Origin of the sequence: Streptomyces yaizuensis, assembly GCF_034961445.1 — a bacterium.
Classification (GTDB): domain Bacteria; phylum Actinomycetota; class Actinomycetes; order Streptomycetales; family Streptomycetaceae; genus Streptomyces; species Streptomyces yaizuensis.
Genome location: NZ_BSBI01000008.1, coordinates 376096 through 393160, shown reverse-complemented (window position 1 = coordinate 393160; position 17065 = coordinate 376096). Strand labels below are relative to the sequence as shown.

At 72.1% G+C, this 17065-nt stretch carries 10 protein-coding genes; 3 read left to right on the top strand and 7 right to left on the bottom strand.

Going from position 1 to position 17065, the window contains the following annotated elements:
* Positions 1–262 precede the first annotated feature (262 nt).
* The 6 genes from SYYSPA8_RS21210 to hisC form a co-directional block, all read right to left on the bottom strand.
* Positions 263–1312: a M23 family metallopeptidase gene (locus tag SYYSPA8_RS21210; RefSeq protein WP_323448815.1), complete on the bottom strand. Its 1050-nt coding sequence runs from the start codon at positions 1310–1312 to the stop codon at positions 263–265.
* Positions 1313–1431: 119 nt separating this feature from the next.
* Positions 1432–3219 (bottom strand): GAF domain-containing sensor histidine kinase, encoded by a 1788-nt coding sequence (locus tag SYYSPA8_RS21205; protein WP_323448814.1) that lies wholly within the window; start codon positions 3217–3219, stop codon positions 1432–1434.
* Between the two features lie 82 nt (positions 3220–3301).
* Positions 3302–6904, bottom strand: a complete 3603-nt coding sequence (gene cydD, locus SYYSPA8_RS21200) for a thiol reductant ABC exporter subunit CydD (RefSeq protein WP_323448813.1) — start codon at positions 6902–6904, stop codon at positions 3302–3304.
* A 10-nt stretch (positions 6905–6914) separates the two neighbouring features.
* The gene (cydB, locus tag SYYSPA8_RS21195) at positions 6915–7916 is read right to left on the bottom strand and encodes a cytochrome d ubiquinol oxidase subunit II (RefSeq protein ID WP_323448812.1); all 1002 of its coding nucleotides are present in this window, start codon (positions 7914–7916) and stop codon (positions 6915–6917) included.
* Positions 7917–7935: 19 nt separating this feature from the next.
* Positions 7936–9441, bottom strand: a complete 1506-nt coding sequence (locus SYYSPA8_RS21190; RefSeq protein WP_323448811.1) for a cytochrome ubiquinol oxidase subunit I — start codon at positions 9439–9441, stop codon at positions 7936–7938.
* 454 nt (positions 9442–9895) lie between these two features.
* Positions 9896–10975: a histidinol-phosphate transaminase gene (gene hisC, locus SYYSPA8_RS21185; protein WP_323448810.1), complete on the bottom strand. Its 1080-nt coding sequence runs from the start codon at positions 10973–10975 to the stop codon at positions 9896–9898.
* Positions 10976–11441: 466 nt separating this feature from the next.
* On the opposite strand from hisC, the gene SYYSPA8_RS21180 reads away from it, so the two are divergent.
* The 3 genes from SYYSPA8_RS21180 (at position 11442) to SYYSPA8_RS21170 (ending at position 15169) form a co-directional block, all read left to right on the top strand.
* Positions 11442–12554, top strand: a complete 1113-nt coding sequence (locus SYYSPA8_RS21180; protein ID WP_323448809.1) for a LacI family DNA-binding transcriptional regulator — start codon at positions 11442–11444, stop codon at positions 12552–12554.
* A 174-nt stretch (positions 12555–12728) separates the two neighbouring features.
* Positions 12729–14186 carry a metallophosphoesterase gene (locus SYYSPA8_RS21175; RefSeq protein WP_407706042.1) on the top strand — a complete coding sequence of 486 codons (1458 nt, stop codon included), beginning with the start codon at positions 12729–12731 and terminating at the stop codon, positions 14184–14186.
* 167 nt (positions 14187–14353) lie between these two features.
* Positions 14354–15169: a hypothetical protein gene (locus SYYSPA8_RS21170; RefSeq protein WP_323448808.1), complete on the top strand. Its 816-nt coding sequence runs from the start codon at positions 14354–14356 to the stop codon at positions 15167–15169.
* Between the two features lie 29 nt (positions 15170–15198).
* Here the strand turns inward: SYYSPA8_RS21170 and thiC are convergent, their stop codons facing one another.
* Positions 15199–16977, bottom strand: coding sequence for a phosphomethylpyrimidine synthase ThiC (thiC, locus tag SYYSPA8_RS21165; RefSeq protein WP_323448807.1), 1779 nt, complete (start codon positions 16975–16977; stop codon positions 15199–15201).
* Positions 16978–17065: the final 88 nt, after the last annotated feature.

The following is a 17065-nucleotide window of genomic DNA, read 5'->3' as shown; positions in this document are numbered from 1 at the left end:
GTGGTGCGGGTTGGTGGGGGCCTCCGGGCTCACCTCCTCGGGGTCGGCGGACCGAAGGCCCACCGTCAACGCACGCCGGACTTCCCGCCGATCCCCTGCGGGGGCGACCCTGCACCCCCCACCCACGCAGCCAGCACAGGCGGACCGGTACCCCAAGCCGGGGGAAAAGAAGGGTGCGGGACCCCATACCGACACGGGCCGGCCACCGGAACCCCGGACGAGCGCACCGCACACGTACCGACGCGGGCGGGCAGCGCGAGGCTCACAGCACCACCCCCCGCCCCCGCAGCCACCCCACCGGCTCCACTCCCGCTCCCGAGGTCCGCCGGACCTCAAAGTGCAGGTGCGGCCCGGTGGAGTTGCCCGTCGTGCCCGCGAGCCCGATCCGCTGCCCCGTACGGACCTCCGCGCCCTGGACCACCACCGCCGCCGCGAGATGCGCGTACTGCGTCGAGAAGCCGTCCGGATGCCAGATCACGATCTCCAGGCCGAAGGGGCCGCCGCAGGAGACGGAGAGCACGCGGCCCGCGCCGGCCGCCCGGACGGGGGTGCCGAGGGGGACCGCGAAGTCCTGCCCGGTGTGCCGGTTCGCCCAGTACGCGCCACGGCGGCCGAATCCCGCCGACAGCCGGTAGCCGCGCACCGGGGCCACCCAGCGGGCTCCGGCGGGGCCCGCGGCCACCGGCCCCGCGACGGGCAGGGCGCCCGCGCAGTCGCTGCCCGTGCTCCCGGGGCCGCTCTCCCACCGCAGCAGCTCGCGGGCCTGGCGCAGTTGTCGTTCGATGTCCTTGCGGGCGGCCGCGAGCCGGGCCCGCCGGATCTCCAGGCGGCGCCAGGCGGCCCGTGCCCGGTGTTCGGCGGTCGCGTTCCTGCGTTCCGCGAGCCGGGCCCGTGCGAGGAGTCCGTGCACCGCGGTCTCGGCCTGGTGGGCGTATCGCCGGCCGCGCAGCAGCGATTCGGGGTCCCGTTCGCCGAGCAGCCGGGCCGTGACGGCGAGCGGGCCGCCCGTGCGGTACTGGGCGCGGGCGTACGCGCCGACCGCGTCGCGGACCCGGCGCAGCTCCCGCCGCTGCCGGTCCAGCCGGCGTTGGAGCGCGTCCGCGCGTACCCGCAGGGCCCGGGCTGCGCGCCGGTCCCGCTCGTGCGCGGCGACGGCCCGTTCGACCTGCTCGTACAGTCGGGCGACCTCGGCACCGGCCGCGCCGGTGCCGCCCGGACCGCCGGTCGCGTGGACGGGCGGGGGCGTCAGCAGCAGCGCGCACAGCGCCGCCCCGGCGACCAGGGGAAGCCGGGAACGGTGTCTCAGTCCCATGGCGCGATCGTTGCGTGGCCCGGCGGGGAAAGCGGGGAAGCGGGGGGTGTCGTAGCGGGTGTCGTACGGCCACTTGGAGCAGCACGGGCCCGGGGCGGCCCCGATGGATCGGGCGGGCCCTACAGCGGGGCCTCCCAGCGGACCGTCGTCCCGCGCCCGCCGGGGCCGATTCCCGGGCCGCAGACGCTGGCGCCGCCCAGGGACTCCGCCCGCCGGGCCAGGTTCCGCAGGCCGCTGCGGCGTCCGCCGGCCGGGATGCCGACCCCGTCGTCGGCGACGGTCAGCCGGACCCCGGGGGTGCCGTCGGGAAGGTGGGCCCCGGCGTCCACGACCACCTCGATCCGGCCGGCCCGGGCGTGCCGGAAGGCGTTGGAGAGGGCTTCGCGCAGTGCGGCGATCAGGTTCTTGCCGGTCAGTTCGGAGACGGCGGAGTCCACCGCGCCGGCGAAGTGGTGGCCGGGGGTGAAGCCCAGCGGCACGGCCGCCATGTTGATCTCCCGCAGGACCCGGGTGCGCAGCCCGGACGGGGCCTCGGCCGGTCCCTGCTGGAGCGCGAAGATCGCCGTGCGGATCTCCTGGATGGTGACGTCCAGTTCGTCGACGGCCTTGCCGACGCCGTCCTGGAGCGCGGGGACGACCGATTTCCGCTGGGCTCCCTCCAGCATCATCCCGGTGGCGAACAGCCGCTGGATCACGAGGTCGTGCAGATCGCGGGCGATCCGGTCGCGGTCCTCGAACACCGCGAGCCGTTCCCGGTCGCGCTGGGCGTCCGCCATGACCAGCGCCAGGGCGGCCTGTGCGGCGAACTGCGTGGCGAGGGTCCGCTCGGCGGCGCTGAAGGGGCGGGCGCCGCGTTCCCTGGGGGTGGCGAGCGCCCCCAGCACCCGGCCGCCGCTGTGCAGGGGCAGCAGCATGCCGGGCCCGTACCGCACGGCCTCCGGTGTGGTGATCCGCAGGTCGGTGGCCGCGTCCGCGAGGAAGACCGCCTCGCCGGCGAGCAGCCGGGCCACCACGGGGTTGTCCGGGCCGACGACCAGGCCCAGGGGGGGAGCCGGGCCGTCGGCGGCGATCGCGACGATCTCCAGTCCGCCGTCGGCGGCGGGCAGCAGCACGATCCCGGCGGCGGCGTCGGCGAGCCGGCGGGCCTGTTCGGCGACGACGCCGATGGCGTCCTCGGCGTCCCCGCCGGAGAGCAGGGCGGTGGTGACGGCGACGGAGCCGTCGATCCACCGCTCGCGCTGGCGGGCCGCCTCGTAGAGCCGGGCGTTGCCGATGGCGATGCCCGCCTCGGTGGCGAGCACCCGGACCATGTGGAGGTCGTCGTCGTTGAACTCGCCGCCGCCGTGCTTCCCGGCGAGGTAGAGATTGCCGAAGATCTTGCCCTGGACCCGGATGGGGACGCCGAGGAAGGTCCGCATCGGGGGGTGTCCCGGGGGGAATCCGGCGAACCGGGGGTCGGAGGTGAGATCGGCGAGGCGGACGGGCGCGGGGTCGTGGATCAGCGCGCCGAGCAGTCCGTGCTGGCCGTCGGGGCGGCGGCCGATCCGGCGGACGGTCGCCGCGTCGATGCCGTGGGTGACGAAGTCGGAGAGGCCCCGGCCCTCCTCGTCGACGACGCCGATGGCGGCGTAGCGGGCGTCGGCGAGTGCGGCGGCGGTCTCGCAGATGCGGTCCAGGGTGGAGTGGAGTTCCAGGCCGGTGCCGACCGAGCGCATGGCTTCGAGGAGTTGGGGGACGCGGGCGGTCAGTTCGGAGGACAGGCCCTGGAGGCCGTGGGGGACGGCGCTCGCGGAGTCGGCCGTGCCGGGACCGTCGGCGGTCCCGGACGGCTCCCTGGGGGTACGCGGGGACTGCGGGCCCGGCGGCCGCTGTGGCTCCTGCGCGTCCTTCGGTGCGGGCACGGTCATGACCTTGAGCCTAGTAATACCTATTTGGGGAGGAAAGTCGGCCGCACCCGGCTCTCCTCCGGTACCGGGTGCGGCCGCCCGCTCAGCCCGCGACCAGTGCCCCACCCCGCCGGGCCGGCGCCGCCGACGGGTCCGTCAGCCGGTCCGCCGCCCGTTCCCGTTCCAGCATCCGCCGCAGCGGCCCGTCCACCGTGCTCAGCTCGGCGTACGAACCGCGCTGCACCGCCCGCCCGTCCGCCAGGACGACGACCTCGTCCACCGTGTCGAGCCCCCGCAGCCGATGGGTGATCAGTACGGTCGCCCCGCCCCGGGCCGTCCGGCCCTCGCTCGCCGCCAGCAGATCGGCGGTCAGCGCGTCGGCGGTCGCCAGGTCCAGGTGTTCGGCGGGTTCGTCCAGGACCAGGACGGGGAAGTCCGCGAGGAGCGCGCGGGCCAGGGCGAGCCGCTGCCGCTGGCCGCCGGAGAGCCGGGCGCCGTGCTCACCGATGTGGGTGTCCAGTCCTGCGGGCAGTCCGTCGACCCACTCCAGCAGCCTGGCCTGGGCCAGCGCGTCCCGCAGCTCCTCCTCGCCGGCCCCCGGCCGGGCGATCCGCAGATTCTCCCGGATCGAGCTGTCGAAGAGGTGGGCGTCCTGGGCGCAGAGCCCCACCAGCGAGCGGACCGTGTCTCCGGTCTGCTCCCCGGCGGGGACGCCGCCGACGGTGTAGGTGCCGGCGTCCACGTCCAGGAAGCGCAGCAGCACCTGGGCGAGCGTCGTCTTCCCGGAGCCCGACGTCCCGACGACCGCGATCCTGCTGCCGGCCGTCAGCGTCAGATCCAGCCCGGCGAGGGCGTCCCGTTCGGCTCCCGCGTACCGGGCGCGCACCCCCCGCAGCTCGACGGGGAAGGCCGTCGCGGGCGCCGGTGCCGGGTGCTCCGGCTCCGGTACGGGTACGGGGGCGTCCAGCACCTCGTACACCCGCTCGGCGCTGCGGCGGACCCGCTGCCGGTAGCGGACGGCGAGCGGCAGCCCGGTGACCGCCTCGAAGGCGGCGAGCGGGGTGAGCACCACGACCGCGAGCGCCACCCCGGCGAGCCGGCCGTCCGCCACCGCCTGGACGCCGGCGAAGGCGGTGAGGACGACGGTCAGCCCGCAGACGAGGGTGGTGAGTCCGCTGCCGAGTGCGGTGGCGGCCGCTCCGCGCGCGGCGATCCGGGTGAGCCGGGTGTCGGCCTCGCGGGCGCCTTCCTCGCGGGCGGGCATCGCGCCGGCGACGGTGAGTTCGGCCGTACCGCGCAGCAGGTCCACCAGGCGGGCGGCGAGTTCGCCGCGGGCCGGGGCGAGCCGGAGTTCGGCGCGGCGGGCGACGGCCCCGCTGAGCAGCGGCACCCCCACCCCCGCGAGCAGCAGTCCGGCGGCGAGCAGCGCGCCGGCCTCGGGGAGCAGCCAGGCGGTGAAGCCGACGGACGCGGCGCTCACCGCCACGGCCGCGCCGACGGGCAGCAGCCAGCGCAGCCAGTAGTCCTGGAGGGCGTCGACGTCGTGGACCAGCCGGGAGAGCAGATCGCCGCGCCGGCTGCGGCGCAGTCCGGCGGGGGAGATCCGCTCCAGCCGGCGGTAGGCGGCGACCCGCAGTTCGGCGAGGGTCCGCAGCACCGCGTCGTGGGAGACCAGCCGCTCGGCGTAGCGGAAGACGGCACGGCCGATGCCGAAGGCGCGGGTCGCGGTGACGGCCATCATCAGATAGAGCACGGGCGGCTGTTCGGAGGCCCGGGAGATCAGATAGCCGGAGACCGCCATGAGTCCGACGGCCGAGCCGAGGGCGAGGGTGCCGAGGAGGAGTGCCAGCGCGTACCGGCCGCGCTGGGAGCGGGCGGCCTCCCGGACCCGGGTGAGTGCCGGGACGGCCGCCGGGGTTCCCGCCGGAGCCGGGGTGTCGGCGGGCTCCGGGGGCAGGGCTCCGGCCGCCGCCCAGATGTCCTCGAATGCGGCGAGGTCGTCGTCCCCGCTCCGGACCGTCCCGGGCACGGTCTCGGAGACGGTGTCGGGGCCGGTGCCGGTCGTGGTCCGGGTCAGGGTGACCACCCGGTCGGCGACCGCGAGCAGCGCGGGCCGGTGCACCACGAGCAGGACGGTCCGTCCCGCCGACAGCCTCCGTACCGTCTCGACGAGTCCGGCCTCGGTCTCCCCGTCCAGGGCCGCCGTCGGCTCGTCCAGGAGCAGGATCGGCCGGTCGGCGAGGAAGGCGCGGGCCAGGGCGAGCCGCTGGCGCTGGCCGGCGGAGAGCCCGGCGCCGTCCTCGCCCAGCGGTGTTTCCACGCCCTGCGGGAGGGCGGCGACGAATTCCTGTGCCCCGGCGTCCCGCAGTGCGGCCCGTACGGCGTCGTCGTCGGCGTCCGGCCGGGCGAGGCGGACGTTGTCGGCGACCGTCCCGGCGAAGAGGTACGGGCGCTGGGGCACCCACGCGATCCGCTCGTGCCAGCGAGCCGGGTCGAGGTCCCCGAGGTCGGTGCCGCCGATCCGGATCCGGCCCTCGCTGGGAGCGGTGAAGCCGAGGACGACATCGAGGAGGGTGGATTTGCCGATGCCGCTGGGTCCGACGAGGGCGACGGTCTCGCCCGGTTCGACGGTCAGTGAGGTGGTGTCCAGGGAGGGTTCGGCGCGGCCGGGGTGGCGGACGGTGACGTTGTCGAGTGCGATCCGGGCCCGCGCGGGCACCGGGGCACCGCCCCGGGCCGGGGGCGGGGTCTCCAGGACGGTGAAGATCTCCTCGGCGGCGGCGAGCCCTTCGGCGGCCGCGTGGTACTGGGTTCCGACCATCCGGATCGGCAGATACGCCTCCGGGGCGAGGATCAGGATGACCAGCCCGGTGTAGAGGTCCATGCCGCCGTGGACCAGCCGCATGCCGATGGTGACCGCGACCAGGGCGACGGAGAGGGTGGAGAGCAGTTCCAGGGCGAAGGAGGAGATGAAGGCGATCCGCAGGGTGCGCATCGTGGCGCGGCGGTACTCCGCGGTGATGGAGCGGATCGACTCGGCCTGTGCCTTGGCGCGGCCGAAGACCTTGAGGGTGGGCAGCCCCGCGACCACGTCGAGGAAGTGGCCCGACAGCCGGGAGAGCAGCCGCCACTGACGGTCCATCCGGTTCTGGGTGGCCCAGCCGATGAGCACCATGAAGACCGGGATCAGCGGCAGGGTGCCCACGATGATCGCGGCGGAGACCCAGTCCTCGGTGACGATCCGGGCCAGTACCGCCACGGGGACGACCACGGCGAGGCCGAGTTGCGGCAGATAGCGCGCGAAGTAGTCGTCCAGGGCGTCGATGCCCCGGGTGGCGAGGGCGACCAGGGAGCCGGTGCGCTGGGTGCTCAGATATCCGGGACCCAGCTCGGCCGTCCGGGCCAGGAGCTTGGCCCGCAGTTCGGACTTGACCGCCGCGCTGGCGCGGTGCGCGGCGAGTTCGGTGAGCCAGGAGACCCCGGCCCGGCCCACCGCGACGACCGCCAGCCAGATCAGCGGGGTCAGCAGAGCGCTGCCGGTCAGACCGCGCTCGAAGGCTCCGACCACCACTTCGGCGATCAGCATCGCCTGAGCGACGACCAGCGCCGCTCCGACCAGTCCGAGGAGCACCACCGCGAGCAGGAAGCGACGGGTGGAACGGGCGTAACGGAGCAGACGCGGGTCGATCGGTTTCACGTGAAACATCCCCTGCCGGTCAGTGGGCGTCGGCGATGTGCTGGGTGCCGATCCGCTTGCGGAACACCCAGTACGTCCAGCCCTGGTAGAGCAGGACGACGGGGGTGGCGATCCCGGCGCACCAGGTCATGATCTTGAGCGTGTACGGGGTCGACGACGCGTTGACGACCGTGAGGCTCCAGGCGTCGTCGAGCGACGACGGCATGACGTTCGGGAAGAGCGTCAGGAAGAGCATGGCCACGGCGGCGACGATCGTGACCCCGGAGAAGGCGAAGGACCAGCCTTCCCGCCCGGCCCGGATCGCGCCGATCGCCGCGACCAGCGACACCACCGCGACGACCAGGGCGGCCAGGCTGGCGGCGTCACCGCGCATCGCCTGGGTCCAGCCGAGGAAGCCCAGCGCCAGCAGGGCGGTGAGCAGCCCCACCCGCAGCGCCAGCGCACGGGCCCGGGTGCGGATGTCCCCCACGGTCTTCAGCGCGACGAAGACGGTGCCGTGGAAGGTGAAGAGGGCGAGGGTGACCAGTCCGCCGAGGATCGAGTAGACGTTGACCAGATCGAGCACATTGCCGACGTATTCCTTCTGGGCGTCGATCTTCACCCCGCGCACGATATTGCCGAAGACCACACCCCAGAGGAACGCGGGAATCAGCGAGGTCCAGAAGATCGCGTTCTCCCAGTTCCGCTGCCACTGCTCCTCGGGCCGCTTATGGCGGTATTCGAAGGAGACCCCGCGCACGATCAGGGAGATCAGGATCACCAGCAGCGGCAGATAGAAGCCGGAGAAGAGGGTGGCGTACCAGTCGGGGAAGGCGGCGAAGGTGGCGCCGGCGGCCGAGAGCAGCCAGACCTCGTTGCCGTCCCAGACCGGCCCGATGGTGTTGATCAGTACCCGCCGCTCCTTGCGGTCGCGGGCGAGCAGCTTGGTCAGGACCCCGACCCCGAAGTCGAAGCCCTCCAGGAAGAAGTACCCGGTCCACAGGACCGCGATGAGAACGAACCAGACGTCGTGGAGTTCCATGCCTCAGCTCCTCGGGGCCTCAGTAGGAGAAGGCCATCGGGCGGTCGGCGTCACGGTCGTCGCCGCCGATCTTGGTGGGCGGATTGAGGTCGGCCTCGGTCAGCTCGGGCGGGCCCAGCTTCACGTACTTGACCATCAGCTTGAACTCGATGACGGCGAGGATCGCGTAGAGCGAGGTGAAGATGATCATCGAGGTGAGCACCTCGCCCTGGGAGACCCCGGGGGAGACGGCGTCCTTGGTGCGCAGCACTCCGTACACCACCCACGGCTGCCGTCCCATCTCGGTGAAGATCCAGCCCCAGGAGGTGGCGATCAGCGGGAAGGTCATGGTCCAGAGGGCGACGATCCAGTACCAGCGGCTGAAGCGGGCGCCGAGCGGCTTGCGGAAGAGGACCAGATGCGGGACCTCGTCCTCGCCGGTCCGCAGCGCCGGTGGCAGCAGGAACCTCTTGCGGGTGAGCCAGAGACCGAGCATGCCGATGGCCAGCGACGCCATGCCGAAGCCGATCATCCAGCGGAAGCCCCAGTAGGCGACGGGGATGTTGGGCCGGTAGTCGCCCGGTCCGTACTTCTCCTGCTCGGCCTTGTTGACGTCGTTGATTCCGGGGACGTACGAGTCGAAGTCACCGTTGGCGAGGAAGGACAGTATCCCGGGGATCTCCAGGGCGACGGTGTTGTGCCCCTTGTCCACATCGCCGTAGGCGAAGAGCGAGAACGGCGCGGGCGCCTCGCCGTCCCACAGGGCCTCGGCGGCGGCCATCTTCATCGGCTGCTGCCGGAACATGACCTTGCCGAGCACATCGCCGCTGACGGCGGTGAGCAGCCCGGAGACGATCACCGTGACCAGGCCGAGCCGCAGCGAGCTGCGCATCACGGGGATGTGCTTCTTGCGGGCCAGGTGGTAGGCGGCGATGCCGACCATGAACGCGCCACCGACGAGGAAGGCGGCGGTGATGGTGTGGAAGAACTGGGCGAGCGCGGTGTCCTGCGTGAGCACCCGCCAGAAGTCGGTCAGCTCGGCGCGGCCGCGCTCCTCGTTGATGCGGTAGCCGACGGGGTGCTGCATCCAGGAGTTGGCCGCCAGGATGAAGTACGCGGAGAGGATGGTTCCGATGGAGACCATCCAGATGCAGGCGAGATGGATCCGCTTCGGCAGCTTGTCCCAGCCGAAGATCCACAGGCCGATGAAGGTGGACTCGAAGAAGAACGCGATCAGAGCCTCGAAGGCGAGCGGCGCTCCGAAGATGTCACCGACGAAGCGGGAGTAGTCCGACCAGTTCATGCCGAACTGGAACTCCTGCACGATGCCGGTGACGACACCCATGGCGATGTTGATCAGGAAGAGCTTGCCCCAGAACTTCGTCGCCTTGAGGTACTTCTCCTTCTCCGTTCGCACCCACGCGGTCTGGAGCCCCGCGGTCAGCGCCGCGAGGGAGATCGTCAGTGGGACGAAGAGAAAGTGGTAGACGGTGGTGATGCCGAACTGCCATCGCGCCAAGGTCTCCGGCGCCAGAGCCAAGTCCACGTCGTCATCTCCTTACATCGACGAGGTCGAGCGGCAGTTTGCCTGATTAATCCCAGCAATCACGGGACGAACAGGGACACGCTTGTGAACGCGTTCACATTCACAAGCAATTATGTCTCATACCGAATCCACCAGGATGACCGGGGGTGCCCCTTCGCGGCGGCTTCCGGAGGAGGACAATGCGCCCCTGCGGCGGGCCGCACGGGGGCGGACGCGAGGACGGACACGAGGCCGACAGGGGGACGACAGGGGGACGGACATGGCACTGCCCCGGACCGGATGATTCCGGTCCGGGGCAGCAGCTCTTGATCGACGAGGGCCGGCCCGGACCCGGGCGGCGGCCGGCCCGGCCAGGAGCCCGGCGGCGATCGGACAGCGGCCGAACAGCGGTCGGCGACACCCGGCGGCACTCGGCGACGGTCGGACGGCGCCGGGTCAGCGGCCCCCGGAGCCGCTACAGCTCCTTGCGGAACGCTCCGGCCGTCCGCAGCAGGAGGTCATTGGCCTCCTCCTCGCCGATGGTGATCCGCACGCCCTCCCCCGGGAAGGGCCGCACCGTCACCCCCGCCGCGTCGCACACGGCGGCGAAGTCGGCCGTCCGCTCGCCCAGCCGCAGCCAGACGAAGTTGGCCTGGGTCTCCGGCACCGTCCACCCCTGGGCGACCAGCCCCTCGTACACCCGGGCCCGCTCGCAGACCAGGGACCCGACCCGGCCGAGCAGCTCGTCCTCGGCCCGCAGCGAGGCCACGGCCGCGTCCTGGGCCAGCTGGCTCACCCCGAAGGGCACCGCCGTCTTCCGCAGCGCGGCGGCCACCGGCGGGTGGGCGACCGCGAAGCCGACCCGCAGCCCCGCCAGCCCGTACGCCTTGGAGAAGGTGCGCAGCACGGCCACGTTGGGGCGGTCCCGGTAGATCTCGATCCCGTCCGGCACATCGAGGTCGCGGTTGAACTCCCGGTAGGCCTCGTCCAGCACCACCAGCACATCGGAGGGCACCCGGTCGAGGAACCGCTCCAGCTCCGCCCGCCGGACCACGGTGCCGGTGGGGTTGTTGGGGTTGCAGACGAAGATCAGCCGGGTCCGGTCGGTGATCGCGCCGGCCATCGCGTCCAGGTCGTGGGCCTCCCCGGCGGTCAGCGGCACCTGGACCGAGCGGGCCCCGCTGATCTGGGCGATGATCGGGTACGCCTCGAAGGAGCGCCAGGCGTACATCACCTCGTCCCCCGGGCCCGAGGTGGCCTGGACCAGCTGCTGGGCGACGCCCACCGACCCCGTACCCGTGGCCAGATGCTCCACCGGTACGCCGAAACGGTCCGCCAGTTCGTTCATCAGACCGGTGCAGGCCATGTCGGGGTAACGGTTGAAGGCATGGGCGGCGGCGACGGCGCTCTCCAGCACCCCCGGCAGCGGCGGATAGGGGTTCTCGTTGGACGAGAGCTTGTAGGCGACGGGGCCGTCCGCCGCCGCGGGCCTGCCCGGCTTGTAGGTGGGAATGCCGTCCAGCTCGGCGCGCAGCCTGGGGCTCGTCTCGCTCACCGCGGGTCCTCCTCGACCATCGACCATCGTCCTGTTGACCTCTTGACCTGCCGGACGCCGCGCCACCCCTGGCGGCACGGCCCCCGCTTCGGCACGCCCGAGAACGGAATCCGGCACCGGACGGCATCCGGAACCCGCCTTCCCGTGCCAATACTCCTCACCTTAAGAGGATTCTCTTCGGCCGCGTATGGGCCGGGAAAAAATATGGGGGCGCCCGCCGCCATGGCGCACGCCGGTGGCTCACTCCGTGGCGCGCATCCCCCGTAGAGGTGAGTTGAGACCTCTCCGAGACATCCAACATCCAGCAGCTCTATGCCGTCGAACACCCCACTCACTATAGATGTAGGGGTCAACTCCTTTATTTTCCAAGGCAGTTAATGCGTTATGATCATGCAGAAACGTGCCTGTCAACGAGTGAATATGCGACCGGGCCAACCCCCCGCGCGAGCCCTACTATCGGCTCGCCATGACAGCAGCAGGGAAGCACCAGGTGAGCCGGACGGATACATCCCGCCGGGGCAGCCGGCAAGGTCGGGCGGGCATCCGAGACGTCGCCGCCGCAGCCGGTGTCTCCATCACGACTGTCTCCGACGCGCTCAACGGGAAAGGCCGGCTCCCGGACGCCACACGCCGCCATGTCCGCGAGGTCGCCGACCGGCTGGGCTACCGCCCGTCCGCAGCGGCCCGTACCCTCCGTACCGGTAAATCGGGGCTCATCGGCCTGACCGTGACCACGTACGGGGATGAACCTTTCACCTTCACGGAGTTCGCCTACTTCGCCGAAATGGCCAGAGCGGCGACCTCCGCGGCGCTGGCCCGGGGCTACGCGCTGGTGATTCTCCCCGCCACCTCACGGCACGACGTCTGGTCCAATGTGGCCCTCGACGGCACGATCGTCATCGACCCCTCCGACCACGACCCGGTTGTCACCGAGCTGGTCCGCCAGGGCCTTCCCGTGGTCTCCGACGGGCGCCCCGCCGGCACCCTGCCGGTGACCGCCTGGGTGGACAACGACCACGAGGCCGCCGTCCTCGATCTCCTCGACCATCTCGCCGACGCCGGGGCCCGCCGCATCGGGCTGCTCACCGGAACCACGACCGACACCTACACCCGTCTCTCCACCACGGCGTATCTCCGCTGGTGCGAACGAGTGGGCCAGGACCCCGTCTACGAGTCCTACCCGGCGCACGACCCCTGCGCCGGGGCCGTGGCCGCCGATCGGCTGCTGGCCCGCCCGGACCGTCCGGACGCCGTCTACGGCCTCTTCGACCCCAACGGCACCGACCTGCTGGCCGCCGCCCGCCGGTACGGCCTGCGGGTCCCCGACGATCTGCTGCTCGTCTGTTGCAGCGAGTCCACGGTGTACGCGACCACCGAGCCGCCCATCACCACGCTCTCGCTCAAGCCGCGCCGCATCGGGACGGCCGTGGTCCAGCTCCTCATCGACGCCATCGAGGGCATCGACGAGGACCGTCCGGTCGAGCAGGTGATACCGACCGAGCTGATTGTCCGGACCTCGTCCCAGCGCCGCTCGCCGAGGACCACGGTGAGCCCCCCTCGGTCGCCCGCACCGGACTAGACCTCATCAATCAGGACGAAACAGCCGACGCATCAGGGGTACGGTCCGATTCACCACCCCTGGTGCGTCACAGAGCGCGGACCTCATTCCTATGATGGGCGCACGACACCGCGGACCACCCCGACCAGGCTGGGCCGAGAGGTGAACGGCGGCGCGACGGTGGTGGAGGGGTCGATGACTCAGGGGGCCGGTCAGGGACCCGTGGTGCGGACGGCGACAGGGCGCGACTTCCGCGTTCCGCCCTATGCGCAGGTGCCCGTGCAGTCCGAGACGGCCCCACAGCCGCCGTCGGAGACGCCCCGGCAGCAGGAGCCCTACGAGCCCCACCCCGCACACCCGCACCAGCCTCCGCACCCGCACCAGGGCACCGACCAGCAGGCCGCCCCGCCGGCCGCGCCCGCTTCCGTGCCCGCGCCCTCTTCCTCCTCCTCGCCCACGCTCCAGCTCTCGACCGCCCACCTGGCGGAGCAGCCCGCCGCCGCCGCGTACCCCCCGCCCCCGGCGCTGCCGCCGGAGCCGCCGCACCACCTCCCGCCGCCGCCGGGCGAACCGCCGCACCACCCGGCCGCGCCGCCCGTACCCTCGCACCTCCCCTCGAACCACCCGGGTCAGCCGGGTCAGCCGGGTCAGCCGGGTCAGCCGGAGCACCCCGCTCACCCCGGTCACTCCACCCACCCCGGCAACGCCGTACCGGAGCATGAGCTGCCCGAGGGCTACACCCCCACGGAGCGCGACCTTCCGATCATTGGCCGCGGCGAGCCCGGTGATCTCCGGGCCCGGCTCATCCCCGACGGCTCCGACGCCCCCGACGGCCTCGGCCCCCTCTATGTGGTCGGCGACGTGCACGGCTATCTGGACGAGCTGATCGGCGCCCTCACCGCCCAGGGCCTCATCGACGCCGAAGGCCACTGGGCCGCCGGCAACGCCCGCCTCTGGTTCCTCGGCGACTTCACCGACCGGGGACCCGACGGCATCGGCGTCATCGACCTGGTGATGCGGCTCTCCGCCGAGGCCGCCGCCGCCGGTGGCTACTGCAAGGCCCTCATGGGCAACCACGAACTGCTGCTCCTCGGCGCCAAGCGGTTCGGTGACACCCCGGTCAACTCCGGCGCCGGCACCGCCACCTTCCAGGCCGCCTGGCTGCTCAACGGCGGCCAGAAGTACGACATGGACCGGCTCCAGGACGTGCACATCCAGTGGATGTCCCGGCTCGACGCGATCGTCGAGGAGGACCGCCATCTGCTCCTGCACTCCGACACCACGGCCTACCTCGAATACGGCGAGACCGTCGAGGACGTCAACGACACCGTCCACGAGATCCTCAACCGCAACGACGCCGACGAGTACTGGGACCTCTTCCGGAAGTTCACCAAGCGGTTCGCCTTCCGCGACGAGACGGGCCCGCTGGCCGTCCGCGAACTCCTCACCACCTACGGGGGCGAGCGCGTCGTCCACGGCCACAGCCCCATCCCGTATCTGACGGGCGAGGTCGGCACCGAGGACGGCGAGGACGGCGAGCGCCCGGTGGTCGACGGGCCGCATGTCTACGCGGACGGACTGGCCATCGCCATGGACGGCGGCGTGACCATGGCCGGAAAGCTTCTTGTCGCCCAGCTGCCCCTGTCCCGCTGATCGCCGCAGCCATACGGCCCAGAGCACCTTTTTTACTGAAAACCCCTGTCTTCGGCGCCTGTTACCGCCGTACCATCGGACCATCCTTAGCAGGCTCTCTTCCGTTACGGGTCCATCACCCCGTGTTATTGGGGCAGTTCGGCCCGACGGCGCATCGGGGGACGCGCATGGGAAGCGCTCCGCACCTGCCGGCCGAGGACCGCGCGGAGTTCGAGCGCGTCCTCGACGAGACACTGCGCAACGCCCAGGAGCAACCGGATCTGGCCACCCTGGGAGACCGCCTCGACGCGGCGCAGCTCCGGACCATGGCACTGGACTCGATCGCCCTGATCAGCAGGGCGGCGGCCGCGGAGTACGAGCGCTACGCGGAGGTCCGCGCGCTGCCGCGCGCGTCGGGTTCCACCGGCGCATGCCGAGACGCACACCCAGGCGGACGGGCAGATGGACCACCGGGTGGAGGCGGGGACGGCGGCCGGGTGACGGACGCGGGCGCACCGGGACGACCGGGGGCCGGCGCCGGATTCCTGGCCGTGGTCACCGTCCTGGCGCCGGTGCTCGCCGCGACAGCGACGCTGATCTTCCTCTTCGTTGGCCATCTGCTCGGACTCCTCGAACCCCCGCCGGCCTTCGCCACCAGCCTGATCGCGGCGGGCTGGTTCTTCGCGGCGCTGACGGCCGCCACACTGCTCGCCGCGGCCGCCGGACTGCTGGCCACCGCCCTGCGCGACAGGGCGGCCCGGATCCCCTCACATGCCCCAGGGCCGGCGTCGGAACCGGAGCCGGCCCCGGTTCCGATGCCGACCGACGCGCCGGCCGCCGGGCTCCCGGACGAGATCGCCCGCGCCCGGGAGGCCTGGCGGCACGCCCTGCTGGAGCGCGGGATCATGCCCTTCCTCCGCTCGGCGCTGGCCGACCCCGGCATCAGCGCACCAGGCCCCTCCGGTCCCGGCCCCGGCGCCCCGGGGCCGGGCCACCGGGGCTGACCAGACCCGTATCCGGCGGGCGCGGCCCGTCAGTCGGCGATCGGCAGATAGACCCGATTGCCCGCCTCGGCGAACTCCCGCGACTTCTCCGCCATCCCCTCCGCGATCTCCTCCGCCGTACCGCCGTGCCGGTTCCGGATGTCCTGGGAGATCTTCATCGAACAGAACTTCGGACCGCACATCGAGCAGAAGTGCGCGGTCTTCGCCGGTTCGGCGGGCAGCGTCTCGTCGTGGAACTCCCGCGCCGTCTCCGGGTCGAGCGCCAGATTGAACTGGTCCTCCCAGCGGAACTCGAAGCGCGCGTCGGAGAGGGCGTCGTCCCACTCCTGCGCCCCCGGGTGTCCCTTGGCGAGATCGGCCGCGTGCGCCGCGATCTTGTACGTGATGACGCCCGTCTTCACATCGTCCCGGTTCGGCAGCCCCAGGTGCTCCTTGGGCGTGACGTAGCAGAGCATCGCCGTGCCCCACCACGCGATCATCGCGGCGCCGATGCCGGAGGTGATGTGGTCGTACGCCGGGGCCACGTCCGTGGTGAGCGGGCCGAGCGTGTAGAACGGCGCCTCCTCGCAGATCTCCTGCTGGAGGTCGATGTTCTCCTTGATCTTGTGCATCGGGACATGGCCGGGGCCCTCGATCATCGTCTGCACCTCGTGGCGCTTGGCGATCCGGTTCAGCTCCCCGAGCGTCCGCAACTCCGCGAACTGCGCCTCGTCGTTGGCGTCCGCGATCGACCCCGGCCGCAGCCCGTCACCGAGCGAGTAGGTGACGTCGTACGCGGCGAGGATCTCGCACAGCTCCTCGAAGTGCTCGTAGAGGAAGGACTCGCGGTGGTGGGCCAGACACCAGGCCGCCATGATCGAGCCGCCCCGGGAGACGATCCCGGTCTTGCGGCGCGCGGTGAGCGGGACGTACGCGAGGCGCACCCCGGCGTGCACCGTCATGTAGTCGACGCCCTGTTCGGCCTGCTCGATGACGGTGTCCTTGTAGATCTCCCAGTTCAGCTCCTCGGCCCTGCCGTCGACCTTCTCCAGCGCCTGGTAGAGCGGGACGGTCCCGATCGGCACCGGGGAGTTGCGCAGCACCCACTCGCGGGTGGTGTGGATGTTGCGGCCGGTCGAGAGGTCCATGACCGTGTCCGCGCCCCAGCGGGTCGCCCAGGTCATCTTCTCGACCTCCTCCTCGATGGAGGAGGTGACCGCCGAGTTGCCGATATTGGCGTTGACCTTCACCAGGAAACGCTTCCCGATGATCATCGGCTCGATCTCGGGGTGGTTCACATTGGCGGGCAGCACCGCACGGCCCGCGGCGATCTCCTCCCGGACGACCTCGGGGTCGACGTTCTCCCGGATCGCGACGAACTCCATCTCCGGGGTGATCTCGCCCCGGCGTGCATAGGCGAGCTGGGTCACCGCGCGGCCGTCGCGGCCCCGGCGCGGCTGGCGCGGGCGGCCGGGGAAGACAGCGTCGAGATTGCGCAGCCCGCCCCGGGGGGACGTGTGCTTGATGCCGTCGTCCTCGGGGCGCACGGGACGGCCGGCGTACTCCTCGGTGTCGCCCCGGCCGATGATCCAGTTCTCCCGGAGCGGTGCGAGTCCGCGCCGTACGTCGGTCTCGATCGTGGGATCGGTGTACGGGCCGGATGTGTCGTACAGCGTCACATCCCGGCCGTTGGTGAGGTGCACCTGCCGTACGGGCACCCTGAGGTCGGGGCGGGGGCCCTCGACATACCCCTTGTGCCAGCCCGGCGTGCGCCCGTCGCCGTCGGACGGCTGGTCGGCGGCGCGCGTGTGTGCATCCTGAACGGTCATGAGACCTACTCCCTACGCCGGCATTACCCGGTAACAGGTTCGGCGGTCGACGCAGCGGTGTCCGCAGTCGGCGTACTGGCCCGGCCAG

What these genes read in the sequence shown, in the direction of transcription:
- SYYSPA8_RS21210 (WP_323448815.1), bottom strand. Translation starts at nt 1,312, where the DNA reads ATGGGACTGAGACACCGTTCCCGGCTTCCCCTGGTCGCCGGGGCGGCG.
- SYYSPA8_RS21205 (WP_323448814.1), bottom strand. Translation starts at nt 3,219, where the DNA reads ATGACCGTGCCCGCACCGAAGGACGCGCAGGAGCCACAGCGGCCGCCG.
- cydD (WP_323448813.1), bottom strand. Translation starts at nt 6,904, where the DNA reads ATGTTTCACGTGAAACCGATCGACCCGCGTCTGCTCCGTTACGCCCGT.
- cydB (WP_323448812.1), bottom strand. Translation starts at nt 7,916, where the DNA reads ATGGAACTCCACGACGTCTGGTTCGTTCTCATCGCGGTCCTGTGGACC.
- SYYSPA8_RS21180 (WP_323448809.1), top strand. Translation starts at nt 11,442, where the DNA reads ATGACAGCAGCAGGGAAGCACCAGGTGAGCCGGACGGATACATCCCGC.
- SYYSPA8_RS21175 (WP_407706042.1), top strand. Translation starts at nt 12,729, where the DNA reads ATGACTCAGGGGGCCGGTCAGGGACCCGTGGTGCGGACGGCGACAGGG.
- SYYSPA8_RS21170 (WP_323448808.1), top strand. Translation starts at nt 14,354, where the DNA reads ATGGGAAGCGCTCCGCACCTGCCGGCCGAGGACCGCGCGGAGTTCGAG.
- thiC (WP_323448807.1), bottom strand. Translation starts at nt 16,977, where the DNA reads ATGACCGTTCAGGATGCACACACGCGCGCCGCCGACCAGCCGTCCGAC.